Below are 23,118 nucleotides of genomic sequence, written 5' to 3'. Positions count from 1 at the left end.
GGTTCATGCGACACCTGCGACTTTCTGCCCGAAGTAGGCTGCAACAATGGCTTCGTTGTCGATCTCGGCTCGCCCGATTTCGGCAAACACGCTCTGGTTCCGGAAGACAAGCACGCGGTCGACGAGTTCGACGTGTTCTTCGACTTCGCTGGAGAGCACGACCGCACTCATTCCCTCTGCGCAGAGCTGTTGCAGCGCTGCGTAGATCTCGCGTTTGGTCGTGATGTCTACACCCCGTGTGGGGTCGTTCAGCAAGAGCACTGTGGGGTCGGTGGCCAGCCAGCGAGCCAGCAGCACCTTTTGCTGGTTCCCGCCTGACAACGTCGAGATGGCATCGTTGGCATTGCCGTGTTTGATGCTGAGGCCCCTGGCAGCCTTCGCGAACCGTTCAGCCATGCGCTGCGCACTCAGCAGCGGCCCCCGGCGGTCTTTCGGCATGGTAGGCAGCGCGAAGTTCTCTAGAATCGACATGGATTCGAACAGGGATTCTCCGCGGCGCTCCCGCGGCAAGTACGCGATGCCCCCGCCGGAAGTTGGGCTGCGGCGTCGTGCAGCGTCAGCTGGAATCTGGGTGACAGCTCCTTCACCCTCGCTGAGCCCGGCCAGCCGGCGAAGGAACTCGTCCTGGCCGTGTCCTTCAAGGCCCGCCAGCCCGACGAGCTCGCCGCGGCGCAGTTCAAAGGTAATCGGCTCAGATCCGGGGGAGAGCCGGAGGTCTTCCGCCCGGAGGACTATGGGCCCCAGTTCGCGCTCCTGGGTTTGATGCTCAGCAAGGTTCGACGCCCCGGTCATATCGGAGATCAGCTGGGGAATAGACATGGTGCCGCGGTCCACGGTGGAGATCGTCCGGCCGGAGCGGAGCACGGTGACACGGTCCGAGATCTCCTCGATCTCGTCCATGCGATGCGAGATGAAGAGGATGGCGCAACCCTCAGATTTAAGCCGCCGCATTTCCGCGAACAGACGGTCACGCGTTTGCACATCCAGTGCAGCTGTCGATTCATCGAGAATGAGGACGCAAGGGTCGCGGACTAACGCGCGTGCAATGCAAACGGCTTGCCGGTCTGAAAGGGAAAGGGCGCCGGCAGGGGACTCCAGCCGGATCCCGTCGATCAGGCGGCCCAGCACTTCAGCTGCCGTCGCGCGTTGTTCGGCGCTACTGCGGCGGCGGCGGAACATGCCGTCCGTTCCGAGCCAGATGTTCTCAAGAACCGACTGGCTGCCGGCGGTCAGTACCTCCTGGAAGACCGTTGCGATCCCTGCGGCATTTGCTTGCCGGGGGGAGCGGAAAGTGAGGGCATCGCCGTTGATGGTTAAGTCACCGTCATCTGGCTGGTGCACGCCGCCGATGATCTTGACCAGCGTGCTCTTGCCCGAGCCGTTCTCTCCGAGGAGTGTGTGAACCTCGCCCGGCTTAACGTGCAGGTGGCCATCGGCGAGAGCGACGGTCGCCCCAAAGCGTTTACGCAGCGCTGACAGGTGAAGACCTGTCGACCCATCTTCCATATCACTCCTCCTTGAGTACGCCGTGTGACGCATGCCACGAACGATACTAGACGAAACGTATCGCATCGGTCTACTGTTCTCTGACAGGCGCATACGGCGCTGACTCGAGGAGGAGTGCAAAGATGAAGAAGCGCACGAATGCAGGGCGCCATGGCCTGATCGGGACGGCAGTTGTCACGCTGACGGCTCTAGGCCTCGCGGGATGCTCGGCGGCTGCGGCCCCAGATACCGACTCGGTCGCTCAGCCGGGCGCTTCGGCGGCCGCGGGCCAGTGTGGCTCTGTGCCGGACCTCGGAGCAAACGATCCGGACGGGCTGCTCGCGGAGTTCAGTCCCGGGACGGCTGCTGCGTACAACGCCTACCCGCTGCCGATCAAGAAGTCCGCCTGGGCCGACTGGAAGTCGGAGAAGGATGGGGGATACACGGCAGCCATCGTTGGCATGCCGCCAGCCAGTGCATTCGTCAACGTCATGCTGGACACGGTCCGCAAGGAACTGGCTGCTGCCGACTTCGAAATCGTCGCCGACCTTGCTCCGGACGACCCGACCAATGTGCCGCTCCAGCTGCAGCAGTTCAGCCAGGCCGTGGCACTTAAGCCGGATATCATCTTCTTCATTCCATTGGCCGCGGAGCCGTCGGTCGACGCGGTGAAGTCTGCGGGTGAGGCAGGCATCCCGGTGGTCTCGATGGCATCATTTATGGACTCGGAGTATGCGGTGTCTGTGGCAGGCAATAGCGTCTTGCAGGCTATGAATGTCGGTGCGGGGACTTTGAAGGCAATCGGCGGTGCAGGGAACGTTCTGCGCGTTACGGGAATCCCGGGTATCTCGACGGAACTCTATGCGGAGGAGGGGTTCCAGAATGTACTCGAGCTGTGCCCCGACGTTTCCGTCGCCGGCGAGGTGACAGGCTTCTTTGAAGCGACCACAGCGCAGACCGCGACGTTGCAGTACCTTGCGACGAATCCGGCTGGAGTCGATGCGGTGCTGCAATCCGGGACCATGGGCCTTGGTGTGCTCAACGCTTTCCATGAATCGGGACTCGAGGCACCGCCCATTGCGGACATCGGGGCGGCCCGGGGCTTCGCGGCCTGGGCTGCGGAGAATACGGACTACCCGTATGTTGGCTCCACGACTCCGACGGTGAGGCAGGCGCAGGTATCGGTCGACATCGGTCTTCGCATCCTCAGGGGCGAGGGGCCGAAAATCAACCAGTTTGTCAACAACCCCTTCGTTGTAGACCGGTCGAACCTCAAGGAGCTCGTGGAGCCGGGGTGGAATACTACAGATTCCACAGACCTGGTCGGTGACCCGCAGAAGTTCTTCCCGGACGAGGTTCTCAAGGAGTACTTCAACAACCCGAGCAGCTGACGCCGCAGTGGGGATGTATAGCTAAGATGGCACGCAAGCCTGCAGGTGCAACGTCGCCTTAGTCCCACAGGGGGACGACGAGCCGCGCATCGGGTGATTGCTCATCTTGATCGGCGTGCACCATTGGTGCACGCCGATCAGTAGTCAGAGGAGACAAATGAAAATATTCCGAGGCTGGTTGCGCAGCCATGGGGAGGCTCGGCCTGCGATGTCGGTTGGGCTGGACTGATGACACCCGTGCTGGACACCCGATCCGTATCCCCGGCCGATCGCCGGGATTATTGGTCGCAGGGGATCGCCCAGCATTTCTTCCCGATGCGTGTAGAGGCGGTTGGAGCCACGTCGTTCGAGGCGCGATTGGCTGGTGGCGACATGGGGCCGGTCGCGGTCCGATCTATCCAGGGGCTCCCGCATCGGGTGGCACGTACGCAGCAAATGATCGCGGCCGCCGATCCCGAATGCATCCTGCTTTACCTGCTGACTAAAGGATCGATATTTATTGAGCAGGACGACCGTAGTTGTGTCCTTCGGCCGGGATCGATCGCATGGCAGGACACGTCGAGGCCGTCGACGTTCGAGGGCCGCGACGGATTCGAAGTGCTGGTGTTCAGCATTCCTAAGTGGTTCATTGGATCGCGGGCTGATGGCATCGCCCGTCATACCGCGACGCAGACCGGCGGAGGGGAGGGGCATCTCACTCCCCTCGCAACGCCGTTTCTCGCGAGTCTTGCCCGGACCGTAGTCGAGGGCGAGGGGTTGTCGAGCCGCGACGCCGAGGGCGCGGCGGAAATGCTTTTGCCCCTTCTTCGCAGCCATGAAGACGAGGAGGGGCCGCACAATGCGACGCCGCGCTTCGAGATGCTTCTCGTCCGAATGCAACGATATGTGATGGAGCACCTTCGGGATCCTGAACTCGGTCCGGAGCAGATTGCACGGGCCCACTACGTGTCGACTCGCTACGTGCACAAGCTCTTCGCGGCGTCAGGTGCTGGTGTGTCGGCCTGGATCCGCGAACAACGGCTCGAAGGCGCCGCAGGAGAGTTGCGACAGTCGCCGGAAGCATCCATTGCTGCTGTTGCGGCAAGGTGGGGTTATCTTAATCCCGCGAGCTTCAGCCGGGCGTTCCGGGAGAAGCACGGTTGTGCTCCACGGGATGTCAGGTGCGTTCCGCAGCCGGGTTGACCTCCTCCTGGCCGGGCCTGGCTGGGCGACATCCGACAGGAACGGTTGTTGCAGCTTCGCTCCGGTTGGGGTGCTGCAACAGCCGGAATGGGGGAGGGCCGCTCGATCTGCCGCTATCTGGCAACGTCAATAACGTCTAAATCCCGGCCAACGACCATACGGCCATCGAAACCCCTAGCGCATTCGGCCCAGACTCGTTCGGGCTGGACGACAGGAACAAGGTGGGACAGCACCAGTGTGCCCACATTTGCCTCCGCGGCGATGGCTCCCACTTCTGCCTTCAAGGTGTGCGCCTGGATCAGATGACGGTACAAGCCCTCGTCTGCCTCACTTCTGGGTGCGGGGAACAGTGCTGCCGCCCAGTCTTCGTCGATGACCTCGTGCACCAGAACATCGGCGTCCCGGGTCAGCCGGACCATATTCGCACATTTAGCCGTGTCCCCGGAGAACACGACGGAACCGTCGTCCGTATCGAAGCGGTAGGCCAGGGCGGGGAAGACCGGGGCATGGTTCACCAGGGTAGCCGAGACCTTGACACGGTCATCTTCGAAGAAGGTGAATGGCTCCATGTCCGGCGCCGGGGTGCCATTGGGATCCGACAGGTACCTTTCGGGGACGGGAACGTCCTTGCCTTCCCACAATTGGGATGGCACTGGTTTCCGGTTGTCGAAGATCCGGTCGTTGAGGTCTGTCGCGAACATCTTCACCATGAGATCGGTCATCTCCTTGGCGCCGGGTGTCGGGTTACTCGGATTGACGGGCTCGGGAGCCGGTCCCTTGCCGAACAGCGGCGGAAGCGCCCCGCGGTTGCCGGGGCCCCAGACCGGAATCCGGCTGACACTTTGCAGGCCGTTATAGATTCCGTTGACCAGCACGTTGTTCAGGTCAACGACGTGGTCCGAATGCAAGTGGGTCAGGAAAACGCCGGCAAGGACGTCGAGCGGGCCCTCCTGAGGCGATTTGTTCTCAGGTCCCAGATCGGCCTTGCGCAATTGGGTGAGCACGCCGTGCCCGGCGTCAATCAGGTAGTAGCGGTCGCCGACGACCAACGCGGAAGCGATGCCTGCGCTGTCATTGCCTGGAAAGTGGGTGGGCCCTCCGGCCGTGCCGAGCAGCACCAGCTTGGTATTTGAACCGGAGGATGGCGGCGGCCCGAACTTGCGTCGGGCCGTCTCGGCCGTGCTGGCTTCACTGGGCGTGCAGGCCGTCAGTGCGAGCCCGGCGGCACCGAGTCCGAGTCCCGCGATTAAGCGGCGGCGGCCAAGGCCGGTCCGCATTTCGGCCGGTAAGTCAACACACATGCGTGTTCCTTGTGTCCTATCAATGAGGTCCGATCCCAAAGCGCAGCCAAGCGCATCGCGTGATTACACCGGGGAGGGGGAAGACGGGTCTGAATCGTCAGGGAAGCCCGCGCCTTTGACTGGACGGGCTTTCCCTGACTGTGCGCGATCAGGCCTGCGGGTAGCCGGCCTGCCGGAGGCGGCTGCCCCAGATACCGGACTTGCCGGGAGCGATGATCCCGTTCGGGTCCAGCGTGTCCTTAATGGTCTCGTTGAAGCGACGCTGTGCGTGATCGTTGAAGCCGAACTGATCGGCCGCGAGGTCCATGAACGACAGGTGGGCGCGGTATTCGCCGTAACCGCGCCGGCCGGCCTCGGCCACCATGCGCTTGGCCACCGCGTACGCCTTATCGACCTGCTCCGGGTTCTTCGTGTCGAACGGAATCACGTTGATGAACGTGGTTGCGCGCGCGTTGATCGGCAGCATGCCACCGAGGAAGTCCAGCCCGGCCTCGGCGCACATTTCAGACATCAGCTTCTGGGCGGCCTGCGCGTGGTGGGACGTCAGCGGGATCACCGGCGAGAAGTCGACGTGGCCGCCTTCCTCTCCGCCGGACCAGCCTGCCATCTTGTACAGATCCTGGCTCGGCACACCGATCTGCACCCGCTCGTGCGGATTCGGCAGCGTCTCCCACGCATCGGCGCCGTGCTTCTCGCCGGAGATGTCGACACCCGGGATCTGCAGGAAACGCGCCTGGAGCTTGGCAAAGTTGTGGTCCACGACCGCCTCGTCGCCGTACAGTGCAAACCGCATCATCCAACGGCCAACGCCGAGCTCCTTGGCGATCTTCTCGATGACCTCCTCGGGCATCGGACCGTCGCCGTCGTACCATTCGGCGCGGGTCGAGAGCATCGAGGCGATGCACAGCGTATTCGACAGCTGCGGGCGCATATCGATGGTGCCGGCAAGCATGAGCTCGCGCAGCGCGTCGACGACGGCGGGAAGCTGCGAGTCGTCCCACAGGCGTAGCCAGAGCGGCATGTAGATTTCGGGCTTCGGCATGAGCCAGTAGCCCATCTTCGTGACGATGCCGTAGTTCGACTGCATGAACATTTCGGTCGAGGTCGGGCCAAGGCCGCGCTTGTACAGCGGCCAGGTCGGGTTATTGTCCATTGCGCCCGACCCGGTGCGCAGGAGGTCACCGTCCGGCAGCACGACCTCGAAACCGCAATGCGAGGCCTGGTCGATCGAGTAGGGCATGTAGGTGAGTCCGTGCTCAAGGGTGTTTGAGACAACGCCTCCCCATCCGATGTCGACGATGGAGGCGACGAGGTCGTGGCCGCCGGCCTGGATCGCGTCATGCAGGTCATACCAGCTCACGCCGGGCTCGACCATCGCGTAGCCGAGTTCCTCATTGATCTCAACGCCGGTCATCTCCCGGAACGAGACCATCACGGAGCCTCGCACCTGAGGTGCGGCACCGCCGTAGCCGTTGTTCTTGCCACGGCCGATGGGCCATAACGGAACTTTGAACTCATTGGCGATCCGCACGACGGCCTGAACGTCCTCGACGCTCGTCGGGCTGACGACGGCGGACGGAACGTTGGTGGCGGTGCCCGGAACCTGGAAGGGATCCTGGAAGTCCTCCAGCGACTCGGCGTCGGTTGCTACTTTGTCCGCGCCGATCGCCGTGGCGAACGCGGTGAGCGCCTTTTCGAGTTCGGCTTCAGAGACCCCCGGTGGGGTCGGAAGCGTCGACGTTTCGGTGGTGCTGCTCATCGTCATCATCTCCTTCGATGCAGTGAATATGGGTGGTGCGTGCTGTCCATGGTGCGCCACCTCACATCTGCGTAGGGGTTCCACGGCGCCATGGTGCAGTCCGCGCACAGAAGTGTGCACGAACTGCACCATGCAACCGATCGGGTACCGGGCCATACCCGTGCGTGGTTGCGTGGAATGAGTTACTACGACGAGGTTGAACGGAGAAGGAACCATGGCTGCTGGCCGTCTGGAAGGAAAAGTCGTCCTGCTGACAGGTATCGGAGGTGGGATGGGCCGTGTCACCGCCCGGCTGTTCGCGGCCGAGGGCGCGGTGGTGGTCGGGAGCGACCTCAATCCTGACAGTGCGGCTGAGACGGTCCGTTTGGTCGAAGCCGACGGCGGATCGATCGAGTCAAGCGCTCCGGTGGATCTGAGCGACCGGGCCGACATCGACCGCTGGGTTGCCGACACAGTGGTAAGCCACGGCCGGATCGACGTTCTTTACAACAACGCCAGCCTGCCGCGATTCGCGCCGTTTGCCCAGATGAGCGCTGATGACTACCGGTTCACTCTCCAGAACGAGCTGGACCTGGTGTGGCATGCCTGCCAGGCAGCCTGGCCGCATTTAGAAGCCTCGAGCGGAGCGATCGTGAATATCGGCTCAGGGGCCGGAATCCAAGGGGCACGCGCCTTGCCGCAATCGGCTCATGCCGCCGCCAAGGGAGCAGTGATGGCCCTCACCCGGCAGTTGGCAGCTGAGGGTATAGCGGCGGGCATTCGAGTCAATAGTGTGAGCCCTGGCGTCATGGCCACCCCACCCGTGCTGGCGATGTTCGATGAGTTCGGGGAGGATGCGCCGGTCTCGCCGATTATCGAACGGACAATTGACGGCAAGCCCGGAGATCCGCTGGCCGTCGCCTATGCCGGCCTCTACCTTTCCTCCGACGAGGCCAAGTGGGTCACGGGGACCAACCTCGTGGTCGACGGCGGAGCCAGTGCGACGATGTAGACCACCAAAACCACGCCCAGACGCATCGACGGCGGTGCTCGCAGATGAACTGCTCCCCGGAAGTTGGACTGAAAAATTCAGTTCCGATTGCTGGGGAGCACTCACATGTATTCGAGCAGTTCTCCATCAGAGGCCCAGCGCAATGAAGCGGTAGCGTTGTTTATGGCCGGCCATGCATCGTGGTCCGTCGCGCAATCAAAAGCCCGAGGACTATCTGAACAACCCGGAGCCGGGACGCTGCGCGGTGAGCAGCGCCAGCCCAAGACGCCGCGGCCGTCTCCTACGGCTCTGCCCCAGCACCGCAAAGAGTTCGCAGCATCTCTGGAAGGCTCCGCGTATGGTCACCGCCGCATCCACCATAAACTCGTGAAAGCCGGTTGCCAGATCGCGAAGAAGACCGTGTTGAAGCTAATGCGCGAGATGGGGCTTGTCTGCCTGTCCGCCGGCGCCGGCGTTACAACTCCTTCAAGTGAGCCCAAGCCCTCGCAGCCTAGGATTTAATTACACGGTCCAACTTTCGGGGATCAGTTCACAGTGGCGAGCGTCGCCGTCGTCGTATTAATCGTCGGTGGGCCGGGTGCGTTCAGGTTCCCAGCTGGGAACCTGAACGCGCCCGGCCCGTGCTCGTTAGTGCTCGGCCGGCTTCGACTTTGCGCTCGCCAACTTATCCGCGATGCCCATGAGGAGGGGCGATCCGGCCGCGGCGATCAGTGCGGCCTCTGCCGGGCGCTTGAGCTTGACGGAGATGGGTTCCTTGGCCCCGGCTAGAACCGCTTCGCGACCCACGGCCGGGTTCTTGTGGCAGCGAACGGGCACGTTGAGGATCAACCGGCGCAGACAGGAGTTCTCGTGGTCGCACCAGACGATCTCGTTGAGCCGCCCCTGGAGCACCTTGTTGGGGAACTCCGGATCCGCCAACAGTTGCCGGGCGAGCATGATGCCGTCGCCGTGGCCGTTGGCAATCGCATCGGCACTCTGCTGCGGATCGTAGGTGCTGCTCAGCAGCAACGGGGTATTCGGCAGCGCGGCACGGAACGCTTGGGGCTCAGCGTGCTCCATCATGGACCCCGACGACGAGGGAAGGTTGTCGTCCATCGACTCGTAATTCCCGTCGGTGAGTGCGATGTACCCTAGGCCCTCCTTCGCAATGATCGCCGCGGTCTCCGCAAACCCCTCGGGGCCCTGCCCGTCCGGCAGATGGTCGTTCACGCTCATCCGGAGACCCACCGGGTAATCGGTGCCCACCTCGGCCCGGATCGCGCGGACGGTGTCCGTCAGGATGCGGGCGCGGTTCTCGGCGCTGCCGCCGTATTCGTCGGTTCGCCAGTTGGTCCGCGGCGAGAGGAAGGAGGAGTAGAGGTAGCGCATGTGGGCGCCGAGCTCGATGCCATCGAAGCCGGCCGCCTTCGCACGCCGGACAGCGGCGACCGTCTGGTTCTGGACCTTCAGTATTTCTTCAGTGGTGATCTCGGCCGGAGTCGGGTTCGTGCGCCCGCCAGGGATGTAGAACCCGTGGGGGAGGCGGGGCGGGCCCATGTGGACAGGTTTCGGGCTCGCCGCCAGCGTGGGCCGTCCTTCACCCGGCACGCCCATGGCCCCGAAACTCGGAAAGATCTGGGCAAAGATCGGCACGTCGTGCGCGTGCACGGCATCGACCATGCGCTTGAGCCCCGGGATGAAGTCGTCCCGGTCGAACCGCATCAGCGGCTGGAAAGGTGCCTCTTGGTTCCCTCGCTCGGTGGCGACGCCGCCGCCGATGATCAGCAATCCCGCACCGCCGCGGGCACGAGTGGTGAGGAAGGCGATGGTCTGGTCGCTCGGGTGGCCGTCCTTCGTGGGCTGCAGCACGGCCATCGGGCTGAGCACGAAGCGGTTCTTGATGGTGAGGCCGTCGATCTTCCAGGGGCTCGAGAGAACCTCGGCAACGGTGGTGGCTTCTGGGGACATACTTTTTCTCCTAGGTAGATCATGACCGCGGCCCGTGGGAAGCTTCCTACAAGCAGCGATGGCAAAGCCTCGGGATCCACTTACGCCGCCGAAAAGCCGCCTGGATCTCGCGAAAGTCAGCGATTCTAAACGTATCGTATTGAATACCATAGTGCGGGTTGCGTCTGTGATCAAGACCACCAGCCCGTTTGGCGCGATCCTGGGGTCCCAGGATTCGTGTGCATGGCTGGCTGTTGGCGCTGAGGGAACGAAGGGTCGTCTTGGCTTCTGATGCTGCAGCTTGCAGGGATTTGTTTGCCCGGCCCCCTGATCCATGGTGTACGTTTCGTATTGGAAGTGTCGAACTCGAAGGCGGATGCATGGCGGTCAGAAGCGAACAAAGTCATAAGGCAATTCTCGAGGCCACCATGACGCTGCTCGACGAGTCGGGCCCGGATGCCTTAACTGTCCAGAAGCTCTCCATCGAGCGGATCGCCCGCGAAGCAGGCGTCAGCAAGACGACGATCTATCGTTGGTGGCCGAGCAAGGCTGCGGTAGTTATTGACACCTTTCTGCAAAACCACGTCGCACGTACTCCAATTCGTGATGACGTGCCTGCCCTTGAAGCCTTGCGGGAGCACCTGGCCTCGCTCGCCGTGATTTATGCGGGTCCGGAGGGGCGGCTCATTTCCCAGCTCGTCGCCGAAGCGCAGTATGACGCGGCGACGATGGAAGAATTCAAGGAACGTTTCTGGCTTCCCCGTACACGTGCCGTGACGGCGATGGTGCGTAGGGCGATGGAGGAAGGGGCGATCCGTTCAGACCTGGAGCCGATGCTGGTGACGGAACTGCTCTACTCCCCGGTGTACTTCCGGCTTCTCTTCCAGTCCGGTCCCCTAAACGCGGATGCAGCCAATGCCATCATGCAGTCCGCTCTCGAGGGGTTCGCGAAACAGCACTAAGCTGTCTCCTGCAGTCGTGCCCGGCTGAAGGCCCGGGAATCCGGTCCTGCTTCTGCGGGGATATCCGCGGCTCCCGCTGAAGGGCGAATCATTGTATTGTCGATCCGATACGGTCCGTATAGGATTGATTTTAAGGGTTGAGGCTTCGTTTTCAGGGGCCGTTGTTGCACGCGTCTGTCGCCACAATCCTGCGGACGTCCTGTCCGTTTCGATGAATCATGCGAATCTGCCGAAAGGACACACCTCGTGATCCCCGCACTAGCTCCCCACGACGCCGTCGTCGTCGCCTACCGCAGAACGCCCATCGGACGTGCCCGCAAAGGCTCCTTGGCAAGCGAACGGCCCGAGGACCTTGCGCTGGCGGCCGTCGCCGGAGCCCTTACTGCAACACCGCAACTCGACCCTACCGAGTTGGCCGACGCGTACGTGGGCTGCGCGGTTCCCGAAGGGGCGCAGGGCGACAACATCGGGCGGCGGGTCATGATCATGGCGGGGATGGACCACCTCCCGGCGGCCACCGTCAACCGCTTCTGCGCCTCATCCCTGCAGGCGACGGCGATGGCGGCACAGGCTGTGCGCGCCGGGGACGGCGAGGCATTTTTGGTCGCCGGTGTGGAGTCCACGTCCTCGACGCCGCCGGTGACGACTTCCCCCTATCCGGGTTTTGCGGCTGCGGGTCACCGCGCGAACGAACTCTTCGATTCCGGAGCCGAATGGTCGGACCCGCGAAACCGCGGCGAGCTGCCGGACATCTACATCGACATGGGCAAAACCGCCGAGTTTGTTGCGCGTTCCACGGGCACCACTCGGCGGGACCAGGATGAATGGGCGCTCGAGTCGCAAGTCCGGGCCGCGCGAGCCATCGAGGCCGGATACTTTGCCCGGGAAATCGTGCCGGTCACCGCTGCGGATGGCAGGGTGGTGACGACCGATGACGGCCCGCGCCCCACAACCACCATGGACGGGCTGTCCGGGCTTCAGCCGGTTTTTCACGCCTCGGGTACCGTCACCGCAGGCAATGCCAGCCCGCTCAATGACGGGGCCTCCGCCCTCATCGTCATGAGTGCCGGCCGGGCCAAGGAATTGGGGATCACCCCGCTGGCCCGCATTCTGGGGACCACGGCCAGCGGGCTTTCCCCGGAGATCATGGGGCTGGGTCCGGTGGAGGCCTCGCAGCGGCTCATGGCCCGACTGGGGGTGTCGATTGACGACATCGACGTCGTGGAATTGAATGAGGCATTCGCCGCCCAGGTTGTGCCCGTTGTCCGTCAGCTCAAGGCTGACCCTGCGAAGGTGAACCCGTTCGGCGGGGCGATCGCACTCGGCCACCCCTTTGGCGCCACCGGGGCCCGGCTTGTCGGTACGCTGATCAATGGCTTGCAGGCCAAGGACGCCACGCTGGGACTGGCCACGCTCTGTGTCGGCGGGGGCCAAGGCATGGCCATGGCCATCGAGCGCCTGTCATGAGCACGACGATGACGATTGACGATCCGGCGCGCTCCATGCTGGCGGCCGACCGGAGCCTGGAGCGGCTGGGCGTCACGGTGGAAGGCGCCAGCGCAGGCTGCTCGGTCGCAGTTCTCGAGGTCGAACCGCAGATGGCCAATGGGCATGGCATTGCCCATGGGGGCTTCGTTTTCAGTGTTGCCGATACTGCCTTTGCGATGGCAGCGAACACGCTGGGCCCCAGCATCGCGACGGCGGACGCATCCATCACGTACCTGTCTCCTGCGCACGTCGGCGAGCGGTTGGTTGCCGAGGCCGAGGTTACGTTCAATGAATCGCGGCGGGTCATCGTGGACGTCATCGTCCGTGCCGGTGACCGCACGGTGGCCATCTACCGCGGAACCGGTCGCGCACTCCGGGCACCTGCCGGTTAGGACCACGCACGACCCTGCAGGCGGGACCCATCGCTCACCGCGTCGAGCGATGGGTTTCGTCGTCTCTCGGCACAGCCCTCCTACACAAAACCGCTCCCCTGGCAGGACCGGTTTCTCGGTCACTTCCAGGGGAGCGGTCTACAAGCGTTTCCTAGCCCAGGGAGCGTCAGGCCGAGACGCGGCCCCGCACGAATTCTTCATCCGGGGAGTCCGTGACCGGCAGGCCGGAGGCCACCAGCGACGCCCGGAGCTGCTTCATGAAACGGTCGGGCAGCTTCGGGGAGGGCGCGCGGAGGGCTCCGCCGTTGAAGCCGGCGAGCCACTCCTGGTACTTCCACTGGGTGCGGTTGATCATGTTTGTCCCCGGTGTGGAGGTTGAGGACACGGCGCCGTTAGCCTGACGGGCGGGATGGACCTGCCAGTACAGCTTCATCGCTTCCTCCCACTGACCGGTCCGCGCCAGTTCGAAGGCCCGCGGGTAGTAGTCACTCATCCAGTTCGTGTTGCTCGTGCCCGAGAATTGGAAGTCCAGAACGGACATCAAGGGGATGGTCTCGGCCTCGATCGGGCAAGAAATCAGCACCTCGTCGCGGAAGTGGTGGTACATCTCCATCACGCCGGGGATGCCGGGGTAGGCCTGCTCCGCCTTGATCGCAACGATGTTCGGGATGGCATCGAGGACGCGCCGAACGAAGGCCACGTCCATGCCTGCCGGATGGATCCGCTCGAAGCCCCAGGCGGGAAGCGGGAACAGCATGGTGGCCAACCCGGTCTCGTCGCAGAAGGCCTTGGTGTAGTCGAACACCTGGTCGTGGGACGTCGGCCAGAAGGACGCGGGGTAGGCCAGCAGCGCACGGTCGACGCCGGCGGCTTCGGCGAGCTTGGCGGCCCGGATGTTTTCTTCCAACGTGTTGAAAATGGCGTGGAAGAACAGGCCAAAATCGGGTCCGGCGGCTTCGCGTGCCACAGCGGCAATCCTGGCATACTCCTCCACCGTGACATTCACTTCGGCAACCAGAAGCGTGCCGGCAAAGCCGAGTTCCTTCAGCTTGAGCACGTCGTGGCGGATCGCGTTCTCGTTGATCCCCGAGAAATCCGGCGTGTATGAAGGGTGGGTGACCGCGATCGTGCCTGCGAACTTTTCCTTCGCCCAGGCGCGGGCCTCAGTCCTGGTGTAGTCCACCATGGGTATTCTCCTTAGTCCTTGTCTATTTTTTAGTGGTGACAATGCCGACAGGAAGTACGGTGCCGATCCCCTCGGCTCGGGCGCGATCGAGGAGCATCTCAGCGACGACGATGTCCTGCAGACCGGAGCCGGTCGATTTGTAGATTCGGATCCCCTGCTCCGGGTTGACCCGGGCTTCATCGCTGAGCACGGCGTTGAGCGTGACAACGACCGAATCGACGTCGACTCCCTCGGCCCGGGCAGCGATCATGTCGCCGCTACCATTGACCACCTCGTCATAGGTGTCGACGACGACGACGGCGGCGCGCCCTATGAGGTCGGCGGGCAGTTCGCGCTGTGCCGGCGTGGTGGAACCGATGGAGACGATGGCGGTATTGGGGCCCACCCATCCGCTCAGCAGGGTCGGCGATTCGTCCCTCGACCGTGCCGCGCAGAGGATGAGGTCTGCACCCTCCGCTGCCTCTTGGGCAGAGCCGACCGCGACAGCCGGCGCACCAGAGACGCCGTCGAACTCGCGGGCAAACGCCTCACGATTCGAGGGCGTAGGACTGAATACGCGGATTCCGGCGAACTCGACCAGGTGCGACAGCGCCGTGAGGTGCGACCGCGCTTCGAAGCCCGAACCGATCACGCCGACCCGCAAGGGCCGTTGCGGTACCAGCGTCGAGGCCCCGACGGCGGAGGTCGCCGCCGTGCGCAAGCCGGTGACCCGGTTGCCGTCCACCAGCGCGACCAAGTCCGCCGTGTCCTTGTCGAAGAGGGAGATGAGATAGCTGACGCGGAGCCCGTCCGCGAAGGATCCGACGATCGATTTCGCGCCGAACAACTGGCCGCTTCCCGGCACAGACGGCATGATCCGCATCCACTCGCGTTCGGACTGGGCAAAGATCCTGCCTGGCGTCCGCGCCTCGTCGTCGGCGGCACTATAGGCGGTGCGGACGGCCCGAATGGCCTCGGGCCAATCTGACAGCTTGGCTACATCGGAATCGGTCAGGAACAGCGGAAGATTCTGCGGCAATTCACCATCGCTACTCACAGCTTCGCTCCTTTGCGTGTAGACGGCCCCGAGAGTGCGGACCTGGGGAAAATAGAATCAAATATTGTGTCCGATACGAATCGTATCCTATATGCTCGAGATCACAACCCGTCTCAAGGAGGAGAACTCAGCTCATGGCTATCGCGACTGTGAACCCGACCACCGGCTCGACCGAGAAGGAATTCGAGCCCCATTCATCCGAAGAGGTCCAAGCCCGAATCGCCGAATCCGCCCAGGCTGCCGTGCAGTTAAGGAGCACAACATTCGGACAGCGGGCAGCGTGGATGACCGCCGCAGCCCAGATCCTGACCGAGGAGGCGGATCGGCTCGGAGAGTTGATCACTGTTGAGATGGGCAAGCCCATCGCGCAGTCGGTCGCCGAGGTGCATAAGTCTGCCAAGGCGATGCGCTACTACGCCCAAAATGCGGAGTCGTTCCTCGCCGACAGTTCTCTGGAGAACGCTTCGGCCGTAGGTGCTTCACGGGCCTGGACCAGATACGAGCCGCTCGGCACGGTGCTGGCGGTCATGCCCTGGAACTATCCGCTGTGGCAGGTCGTCCGGTTCGCGGCTCCCGCGCTGATGGCGGGCAATTCCGGCCTTTTAAAGCATGCGTCCAATGTGCCTCAGTCTGCGCTCTTCCTCGACACCGTCTTCGAGCAGGCGGGATTCCCGCAGGGCTCTTTCCGCACTTTGCTGATCGGAGGGGCGGAGGTCGCCGGCGTGCTGGCGGATCCGAGGGTCAAGGCGGTCACCTTGACCGGTTCGGAGCCCGCAGGGCGTTCCGTAGCTTCGATCGCAGCCGATCACGTGAAGAAAGCCGTTCTGGAACTCGGCGGATCGGATCCGTTCATCGTCATGCCGACTGCAGATATTGCCGAAGCGGCAGCCACGGCGGTTAGGGCCCGGATCAACAACAACGGCCAGTCCTGTATCGCAGGCAAGCGCTTCATTGTCCACACAGACGTCTACGACGCCTTCGCCGCCGAGTTCGCGCAGCGGATGGCCGACCTCGTCGTCGGCGACCCCCTCGATCCGCAGACCGAGGTTGGCCCGCTGGCCACCCGCTCCGGCCGGGACGAGCTTGCCGAGCTTGTCGAGGATGCCCGGGACCGCGGCGCCCAGATCCTGGCCGGCGGAACCATTCCGGACAGCAAAGGCTTTTTCTATGCCCCCACCGTTGTGGCCGGGCTGACCGACGACATGCGGCTGGTCCAGGAAGAAGCTTTCGGGCCGGTCGCCTCGCTCTACCGCGCGAACGATCGCGAGGAAGCCTTGCGCATCGCCAACCAGACCTCCTTTGGCCTGTCCAGTGCTGTCTGGACGCGCGACGAGGAAGAGGAGGGGTGGTTTATGGAGAACCTCGAGGCGGGGGCTGTGTTCATCAACGGCATGACCGTTTCCAACCAGGAGCTGCCGTTCGGTGGAATCAAGCGCTCCGGATTCGGGCGCGAACTTGCGGCGGAAGGCATCCGCGAGTTCTGCAACCTCAAGACCGTTTGGAAGGCCTGACGCCACGTGGCGAGCGGTTCCCAGGACCCTTGCGGGGGCAAAGTGATCGGTGTTACATTATTCGAAACGAAACGTACTGAACCGAAGGATTGCACATGAGCGACGCAGTCAATGTTGACGTGGTGGTGATTGGGGGAGGCCCGGTAGGGGTGACCGCGCTGGCGCTGCTGGGCAGGGCGGGGTTGACCGCTATCGGTTTGGAACGCGAAACCGAGGCCTGGCCCACTGCCCGTGCAGTGCACTTCGACGGCGAAACATTCCGCACCCTCCAGTCACTGGGGGTTGCGGAACGGTTCGCGGAAGTTACGTTGCCGATGTCCTCGATGCACATCGAGAACGAGGCCGGCGAGGTGCTCATCTCCATCCCCACCGGACGGTTCGGGAGCCAGGCCTGGCAGGACGACCTCACCTTCCACCAGCCCGACGTCGAGCACTTGCTCAGGGATGTTGTTGACAAGTTCCCCGGCGTCGAGCTCCGCTGCGGAAGTGCGGCCGCCGGCGTCCGAAACGTCGACGGCGGAGTCGAAGTCACCGTGCGCGATGCCGATGGCCGCGAATCGGTGGTCCGCGCCCGCTGGGCCATCGCGGCCGACGGCGCCCGGTCCGAGGTCCGCAATTCGTTTGGCATCGTCACCGAACGCATCGGTGAGGACGCCCGGTGGCTGGTGGTGGACGGAATCCTTAAGGGCAGCCCCGGCCTGGCAACCGACATGATCTTCCTGGGCCACCACACGCGGCCCGCCCTGTGGATCCGTCTGCCAGGCGACAGGGTGCGGATGGAATTCATGCTGATGCCGGACGACGACCCCGAGGAGATCGTGACGGCGGAGTCGGTCGAACGGATCAGCCGCGGCGTCCTGCCCGCTGACAAGTTCACCGCCGACCGGCAATCCATCTACACGTTCCGGGGCCGCATCGCCGAGCAGTGGCGGGTGGGCAACGTCTTCCTGGCCGGAGATGCTGCGCATCAGGCGCCGCCGCTGTTCGGGCAGGGCCTGTGTGCCGGAATCCGGGACGTGGCTAACCTCGTCTGGAAGCTCGACCTGGTCAAGCGCGGATCGGCCGATGCTTCACTGCTGGACACCTACGAGACCGAGCGGAAGCCGCATGCGCGGTTTTGGGTGGAGCAGGCGGCCACTGCTGCCGGCTTCCTCCAGACCACCGACGCCGAGGTGGCGAAGCAGCGGGACGAGTTTATCCGGACCAACCCCGCCGCCTCGGCCCCCGTGTCCCCGAAACTGGGCCCGGGTCTTCACGAAGGCGACACCGACAAGCGGGCGGGCTATCTGGGCATCCAGCCGATCCTCGCCGACGGAGTCCGACTGGACGATATGGTCGGCGCCCACTTCCTGGTGGCGACCTCCCGCGACCTCTACGAAGCCGTCCCGGCCGAACTGCGCGCCCAGCTTGAGCAGGACGGCGACGTCGTCGTCCTGCTCGATCCGGCCAAGGTCGGCCAGATCCTTGAAACGGAGGGCGCCTCCGCCGTCGTCATGCGGCCGGACCACTACATTCTGGGTCTCGCCGACACGCCCGAAGCGCTCGAGCGCATCGTGCGCAGCATCCCGACCGTCGACCGCGCCGTACCGGCGTCCCTCTAGACCAACACCCGCCAGAATCGGCACAAGATTAGGAGATCACATGGCCTTCAGCCCGATCACCCACCTGCGGCACTTCGACATCGCCGTACCCGACTACCAAAAGCAGATCGATTTCTATAAGAACCACTGGGGACTCACCGTGATGGAGGACGACGGCGGCGTCACCTACTTCGCTGCCGAGGGCTCGCCCGAGCAGTATTCGGTCCGGGTCCGCAAGTCCGATGAGAAACGGCTCGATCTGGTCTCCTTCGGCGCCGCTGACCGCACCGCCGTCGACCAGCTGGCCTCCGACCTCATTGCGAAGGGCGTGCAGCTGGTCGGTGAACCCGACGATGTGAAGACGCTCGGCGGCGGCTACGGCTTCCGGTTCTTCGACCTGGAGGGGCGCACCATCGAGGTCTCCGCCGACGTCGCCACCCGCCAGCACCGCAAGGTCGAAGAACGCGAGGACATCCCGGTCAGGCTGTCGCACGTCGTGCTGAACTCGCCCGAGCCGGAGAAGATGCGGGCCTGGTACGAGCAGCACCTGGGTTTCCGTTTGTCCGACACCCTGAACCACCCGCACACCGGCGACCTGTTCTACTTCATGCGCTGCAACGCGCAGCACCACAGCATGGCCATCGCCCGCGGCCCGCACGCCTCCCTGCAGCACGCCTCGTTCGAGCTGCGAGGAATCGACGAGTACATGCGGGGCAGCGGCCGCCTCATGCGCGCTGGGTTCCGGAAGATCTGGGGTCCTGGTCGCCACCGCGCCGGCGACAACACCTTCACTTACTTCATCGACCCGAACGGGAACACGATGGAGTACACCACCGAACTCGACACGGTGGACGAGGACACCTGGCATCCCAGCATCTTCGACGTCCGCGAGCCGGAGACATCCGATCAGTGGGGCACTGGAGGCGAGATGGATGAATTCATCACCAAGGAGATGTTCAACGACCCGGACAAGGGCCTGTACGTGGCCCCGCCGGTCTGAGTGATCAGCAAAAGCAGGCGGCAGACAGTATGGGTGTTACCGACGCTGTCCTCCAAACGTGAGTTATCAGCATGGGGTCTGCGCCCAAGCGCGGACCCCATATTGATGAGGCCACGGAGGCCTTCGGGCCTACACCCCCTGCCGCCCGCGGGGTACAAAACGACCTCGGCAGGGCAGCAAGGCATGTGCGTCCGCTGCTGAATGGACCTCATGAACCCCCCGAAGCATTGCAGGTAAGTAAACACAAAGCGATACTGTACGTATCGAACAGAAATATCAAATGAAGCACTACCGAGGAGAAGACATGAAGCTAGGGAGAATTGCTGTCGCAACGCCCGACGGCGAACAAATCCGGCTCGTAGCCGCCCGGCCCGATGAGGGGCGCGTCGTCGACCTGGCCCGGGCGTACGCGCTGACCCTGCAGCGGAAGGCGGCCGATCCGGATCGCGCCCGTGCCATCGCCCTGACACTGCTTCCAGGCAGTCTCTCCGCAGGGATTGGCGGCGGCGATATCTTTCTGGACGCCGCCAACGCTGCCCTCGACGCAGCAGATGACGCTTCGTTCGCCATCGACGAGGTCTCCTGGCGGGCAGCCGTAGACTCGCCGGTCATCCGCGACGGCCTGACGTTCGAACAGCACATCCAGAACTTCAGCCGTACCGTGGCCAAGGCGGCGCCGGCACGATCGATCTACCAGCGGCCCGGATACTTCAAGGGGACCACCGCCAGGTCCTTGGGGCATGACGAGGTTCTGGCCTACCCGGACTTCACCGAGGCCCTCGATTGGGAACTCGAGATCGGCTACGTGATCGGCAAATCCGGTACAGACCTGACCCCGGACCAGGCCCCCGACCATCTCTTCGGCATCACCATCTTCAACGACTTCAGTGCCCGGGACGTGCAGGGCGTCGAGATGCCCATCGGAATGGGCCCGCAGAAGAGCAAGGACTTTGCCTACGGCATCGGACCGTGGGTAGTCACCATGGACGAAATCGAATCGATCGAGGGACTCAAGGGCCAGGTCCGTGTGAACGGCGAAGTCCTTTCCGACACCAAGGTCGAGGACTTCGTGTACACCCCGGCCGAACTGCTGGCCTATGTCTCCATTTCGGACCGCCTGCAGCCCGGCGACATCATCGGCTCCGGCACCATGGGCTTCGGCGCCGGTGTCGAAATCGGGCGCTTCCTGCAGCCGGGCGATGTCATCGAGCTCGAACTCGAAGGGGTCGGCACGCTGCGCACTCCCGTCTCGACCGAACGCCAAAAGGCCCCCTGGTGGCCCGAACCCCGCCCCTACCCGCACGAGGGATGGCAGGCATGACCACCAGACCCCCCGTCCGCCGGGTCGTCACCGGACACGACGACCAAGGCCGCGCCATCATCCTGTCGGACGGACCGGCGCCGAATCACTGGTCCTCCGACCTGATCCCGGGCTTCGGCGCCACCGTCCCCTGGCTCACCCAGGGACCCATCGACCACGTGAGTGATGAGGACCCGGCCACCGCGGATGCGGATCTGCCGAGTTTCCCCGGCCCGGGCGAGACCATCCTCCGCATCGCCGACTTCCCGCCGGACTCTGTCTATCCGGATGAAGCCGACTCGGTGATCTTCAGCGAAATCGACGGGCACGAAGAGGCTGAAGCCGGCGCCGAACACAGCAACGGAAAGCACTTCTGGTTCCACCGCACCGATTCGCTGGACTACGCGGTGGTCCTCGACGGCGAGATCACGCTGCTGGTCGACGAAGGCGAAACGACGCTGCGCCCAGGAGACGTAGCGGTCCAGCGGGCCACCAGCCACGCCTGGTCCAACCGCACCGACCGGACGGCCCGCATGTTGTTCGTGCTGATCGGAACCGAGCCCCTGACGGCGGCTGACATCGCGGCCCGGCGCCGGCAGCATTCCCACTCTTTGGAGCGAACGTGATTGTTGATGCCCAGGCTGCCGACGGCGAGGTGATCTGGCAGCCCGGCCCATCGGCCCGCGCTGACACGGAAATCGGGCGATTTGTCGGTTTCCTGCGCGCGCAGGGATTGGAGATCGGCCAGGAGTATGACGAGATATGGCAATGGTCAGTCGATCATCCAGAGACGTTCTGGGAGCTCTTCGCCCAATTTGCGGGCGTGGAGTTCGGCGGCTCCCAGGGGCCGGTCTGCACACCGGATGCCATGCCGCGCACGCGATGGTTCCCCGGCCGCACCCTGAACTTCGCCCGCCACCTGCTCGAAGGACATGACGGGACAGCGCTCATCGCCATCGCCGAGGACGGGTCCCGGGAAGAGGTCAGCTGGGACGCGTTGCGGCGCGAGGTCGCCTCGCTCGCGAAGCACCTGCGCGACCAGGGCATTGGCCCCGGGGACCGGGTCGTTGCTGTCCTTCCCAACGTGGCCGAGGCGGTGGCGGGGCTCCTCGCTGCCGCCTCGATCGGGGCCGTCTGGTCCGTCTGCGCACCGGAATTCGGCGCCGGAGCAATCGTTTCGCGGTTCGCCCAACTGGACCCGAAGGTCGTGATCGCCGCGCCGAGCTACCGGCTCGGCGGCAAGGAACGCGACCGCAGGGAAGAGTTCCGCGAAATCTTCGCCCAGCTCCCGACGGCGGAGCATGTCATCTGGGTGACCCGGCACGGCTCCACGCCACCTATCGAAACCCCGGTGCCGGCCGTCAGCTGGGAGCAAGCCGTTGCCGCACCGGCTGAGCCGGTGTATCACGACGTCGAATTCAGCCACCCGCTGTGGGTCCTGTTTTCCTCCGGAACCACGGGCATCCCCAAGGGCATCGTGCACGGCCACGGCGGCGCGCTGCTCGAGGAGATGAAGATGCTCCTCATCCACTCGGACCTGCGGCCGGGAGACAGGTACTACAACGTCGCCTCGACCAGCTGGGTGCTGTGGAACTCGTTGATCTCCGCCCTCGGTGTGGGGGCGACGGCCGTGCTCGTGGACGGGAACCCCACCTTCCCGTCGGTTGACCGGGTCTGGCAGGTGACTGCTGCAGAGAAAGTCGCGGTCCTCGGTGTCAGTGCCGGTTTCGTCCACGCCTGCGCCAAGACCGGCCTGGTTCCGATGAACGACCATGACCTGTCCGCCCTGCGTTCACTCCAGGTCACCGGCTCTCCGCTGGCCGCGGACGGATATCGCTGGGTGTACGGCCAGGTCGGCGACATCTGGCTGAGCTCGATGAGCGGCGGCACGGACATCGCATCGGTGTTTGTCGGCGGATCACCCACACTGCCCGTTCGGGTGGGCTACATTCAGGCACCCGCGCTGGGAGTCCGGGTGGAGGCATGGGACGACGACGGAAGCCCCACCACCGGGAAGGGCGAACTCGTTGTCACGCAGCCGATGCCTTCCATGCCCCTACGTTTCTGGGGCGACGACGGCAGCCGTTACCACGACAGCTATTTCTCGACCTACCCGGGAATATGGCGGCACGGCGACTACATCGAGTTCAGCTGGCGGGGGATCCTCATCCACGGCCGGTCCGACTCGACGCTCAACCGCAACGGACTCCGGCTCGGCTCAGCGGACATCTACGCCGCCGTCGAGACACTTCCGGAGGTCGCGGAAGCGCTGGTGATCGGCGCAGAGCTTGGCACCGAGTACTACATGCCGCTCTTCGTGAAACTCTCCGACGGCGCCGACCCCGCCGCGGCAGAAGCAGCGATCGTGAAGTCCATCCGGGATAGTCTCTCCGCTCGCTACTTGCCCGACGAGATCGTGTTCATGCGCGCGATTCCGCACACTCGCACGGGCAAAAAGCTGGAAGTCCCGGTGAAACGCCTCCTGCAAGGTGCTGCACTCGACGACGTCGCGGACCTCGGCGCGGTCGACGACCCCGAATTGCTCGAAGAGTACGCCCTGTTCGCGCTCGGACGGCACGCCGTAGCAAATTAGCCGGACCTGCAATCCGGCTGGGGGAGGCCCTCCGG

General features: G+C 64.1%; 19 protein-coding genes. 13 read left to right on the top strand and 6 right to left on the bottom strand.

Annotated elements, in window-relative coordinates; translation table 11 throughout:
- Nucleotides 1-3 precede the first annotated feature (3 nt).
- Nucleotides 4-1,506 carry a sugar ABC transporter ATP-binding protein gene (locus OC550_RS13620; RefSeq protein WP_262106438.1) on the bottom strand — a complete coding sequence of 501 codons (1,503 nt, stop codon included), beginning with the start codon at nucleotides 1,504-1,506 and terminating at the stop codon, nucleotides 4-6.
- A 122-nt stretch (nucleotides 1,507-1,628) separates the two neighbouring features.
- Here OC550_RS13620 and OC550_RS13615 point away from each other — a divergent pair, with 122 nt between their 5' ends.
- Nucleotides 1,629-2,876 (top strand): substrate-binding domain-containing protein, encoded by a 1,248-nt coding sequence (locus tag OC550_RS13615; RefSeq protein WP_262106437.1) that lies wholly within the window; start codon nucleotides 1,629-1,631, stop codon nucleotides 2,874-2,876.
- Nucleotides 2,877-3,104: 228 nt separating this feature from the next.
- On the top strand, nucleotides 3,105-4,058 hold the full coding sequence (locus tag OC550_RS13610; RefSeq protein WP_262106436.1) for a helix-turn-helix domain-containing protein: 954 nt from the start codon (nucleotides 3,105-3,107) through the stop codon (nucleotides 4,056-4,058).
- A 113-nt stretch (nucleotides 4,059-4,171) separates the two neighbouring features.
- Here the strand turns inward: OC550_RS13610 and OC550_RS13605 are convergent, their stop codons facing one another.
- Both OC550_RS13605 and OC550_RS13600 read right to left on the bottom strand, forming a co-directional pair.
- Nucleotides 4,172-5,359, bottom strand: coding sequence for an MBL fold metallo-hydrolase (locus OC550_RS13605; RefSeq protein WP_262106435.1), 1,188 nt, complete (start codon nucleotides 5,357-5,359; stop codon nucleotides 4,172-4,174).
- 148 nt (nucleotides 5,360-5,507) lie between these two features.
- The gene (locus OC550_RS13600) at nucleotides 5,508-7,118 is read right to left on the bottom strand and encodes an FAD-binding oxidoreductase (protein WP_262106434.1); all 1,611 of its coding nucleotides are present in this window, start codon (nucleotides 7,116-7,118) and stop codon (nucleotides 5,508-5,510) included.
- Nucleotides 7,119-7,332: 214 nt separating this feature from the next.
- On the opposite strand from OC550_RS13600, the gene OC550_RS13595 reads away from it, so the two are divergent.
- Together OC550_RS13595 and OC550_RS13590 are read left to right on the top strand one after the other, a co-directional pair.
- Nucleotides 7,333-8,109: an SDR family NAD(P)-dependent oxidoreductase gene (locus OC550_RS13595; RefSeq protein WP_262106433.1), complete on the top strand. Its 777-nt coding sequence runs from the start codon at nucleotides 7,333-7,335 to the stop codon at nucleotides 8,107-8,109.
- Between the two features lie 105 nt (nucleotides 8,110-8,214).
- Nucleotides 8,215-8,610, top strand: coding sequence for an IS3 family transposase (locus OC550_RS13590; protein ID WP_306556935.1), 396 nt, complete (start codon nucleotides 8,215-8,217; stop codon nucleotides 8,608-8,610).
- A gap of 126 nt (nucleotides 8,611-8,736) precedes the next feature.
- Here the strand turns inward: OC550_RS13590 and OC550_RS13585 are convergent, their stop codons facing one another.
- On the bottom strand, nucleotides 8,737-10,056 hold the full coding sequence (locus OC550_RS13585) for an NADH:flavin oxidoreductase (RefSeq protein WP_262106432.1): 1,320 nt from the start codon (nucleotides 10,054-10,056) through the stop codon (nucleotides 8,737-8,739).
- A 359-nt stretch (nucleotides 10,057-10,415) separates the two neighbouring features.
- Between OC550_RS13585 and OC550_RS13580 the strand changes: the two genes are divergently transcribed.
- The 3 genes from OC550_RS13580 (at nucleotide 10,416) to OC550_RS13570 (ending at nucleotide 12,877) form a co-directional block, all read left to right on the top strand.
- Nucleotides 10,416-10,997, top strand: a complete 582-nt coding sequence (locus tag OC550_RS13580; RefSeq protein ID WP_262106431.1) for a TetR/AcrR family transcriptional regulator — start codon at nucleotides 10,416-10,418, stop codon at nucleotides 10,995-10,997.
- A gap of 246 nt (nucleotides 10,998-11,243) precedes the next feature.
- Entirely contained in the window at nucleotides 11,244-12,464 is a 1,221-nt protein-coding gene (locus OC550_RS13575) for an acetyl-CoA C-acyltransferase (RefSeq protein ID WP_262106430.1), read from the top strand.
- Nucleotides 12,461-12,877, top strand: coding sequence for a hotdog domain-containing protein (locus OC550_RS13570; RefSeq protein ID WP_262106429.1), 417 nt, complete (start codon nucleotides 12,461-12,463; stop codon nucleotides 12,875-12,877). Before OC550_RS13575 ends, OC550_RS13570 begins: the two co-directional genes overlap by 4 nt.
- A 166-nt stretch (nucleotides 12,878-13,043) precedes the next feature.
- Here the strand turns inward: OC550_RS13570 and OC550_RS13565 are convergent, their stop codons facing one another.
- A complete protein-coding gene (locus OC550_RS13565; RefSeq protein ID WP_262106428.1) occupies nucleotides 13,044-14,063 on the bottom strand; it encodes a dihydrodipicolinate synthase family protein in 1,020 nt (339 codons plus the stop codon).
- Nucleotides 14,064-14,085: 22 nt separating this feature from the next.
- Complete coding sequence (locus OC550_RS13560) at nucleotides 14,086-15,099, bottom strand: ornithine cyclodeaminase family protein (RefSeq protein WP_262106427.1); 1,014 nt, start codon at nucleotides 15,097-15,099, stop codon at nucleotides 14,086-14,088.
- Nucleotides 15,100-15,233: 134 nt separating this feature from the next.
- Between OC550_RS13560 and OC550_RS13555 the strand changes: the two genes are divergently transcribed.
- The 6 genes from OC550_RS13555 (at nucleotide 15,234) to OC550_RS13530 (ending at nucleotide 23,083) form a co-directional block, all read left to right on the top strand.
- Nucleotides 15,234-16,610: an NADP-dependent succinic semialdehyde dehydrogenase gene (locus tag OC550_RS13555; protein WP_262106426.1), complete on the top strand. Its 1,377-nt coding sequence runs from the start codon at nucleotides 15,234-15,236 to the stop codon at nucleotides 16,608-16,610.
- A 95-nt stretch (nucleotides 16,611-16,705) separates the two neighbouring features.
- The gene (locus tag OC550_RS13550) at nucleotides 16,706-18,211 is read left to right on the top strand and encodes a bifunctional 3-(3-hydroxy-phenyl)propionate/3-hydroxycinnamic acid hydroxylase (protein ID WP_262106425.1); all 1,506 of its coding nucleotides are present in this window, start codon (nucleotides 16,706-16,708) and stop codon (nucleotides 18,209-18,211) included.
- Between the two features lie 40 nt (nucleotides 18,212-18,251).
- Nucleotides 18,252-19,190 (top strand): VOC family protein, encoded by a 939-nt coding sequence (locus OC550_RS13545; RefSeq protein ID WP_262106424.1) that lies wholly within the window; start codon nucleotides 18,252-18,254, stop codon nucleotides 19,188-19,190.
- A gap of 304 nt (nucleotides 19,191-19,494) precedes the next feature.
- Entirely contained in the window at nucleotides 19,495-20,511 is a 1,017-nt protein-coding gene (locus OC550_RS13540) for a fumarylacetoacetate hydrolase family protein (protein WP_262106423.1), read from the top strand.
- Nucleotides 20,508-21,116 carry a cupin domain-containing protein gene (locus OC550_RS13535; protein WP_262106422.1) on the top strand — a complete coding sequence of 203 codons (609 nt, stop codon included), beginning with the start codon at nucleotides 20,508-20,510 and terminating at the stop codon, nucleotides 21,114-21,116. The genes OC550_RS13540 and OC550_RS13535 overlap by 4 nt, the downstream gene beginning before the upstream one ends.
- The gene (locus OC550_RS13530) at nucleotides 21,113-23,083 is read left to right on the top strand and encodes an acetoacetate--CoA ligase (RefSeq protein ID WP_262106421.1); all 1,971 of its coding nucleotides are present in this window, start codon (nucleotides 21,113-21,115) and stop codon (nucleotides 23,081-23,083) included. The genes OC550_RS13535 and OC550_RS13530 overlap by 4 nt, the downstream gene beginning before the upstream one ends.
- Nucleotides 23,084-23,118: the final 35 nt, after the last annotated feature.

This window comes from Arthrobacter sp. Marseille-P9274, from assembly GCF_946892675.1.
Lineage (GTDB): Bacteria > Actinomycetota > Actinomycetes > Actinomycetales > Micrococcaceae > Crystallibacter.
The sequence above is the reverse complement of the archived record's forward strand: the minus strand, read 5'-3'. Positions and strand labels throughout refer to the sequence as shown.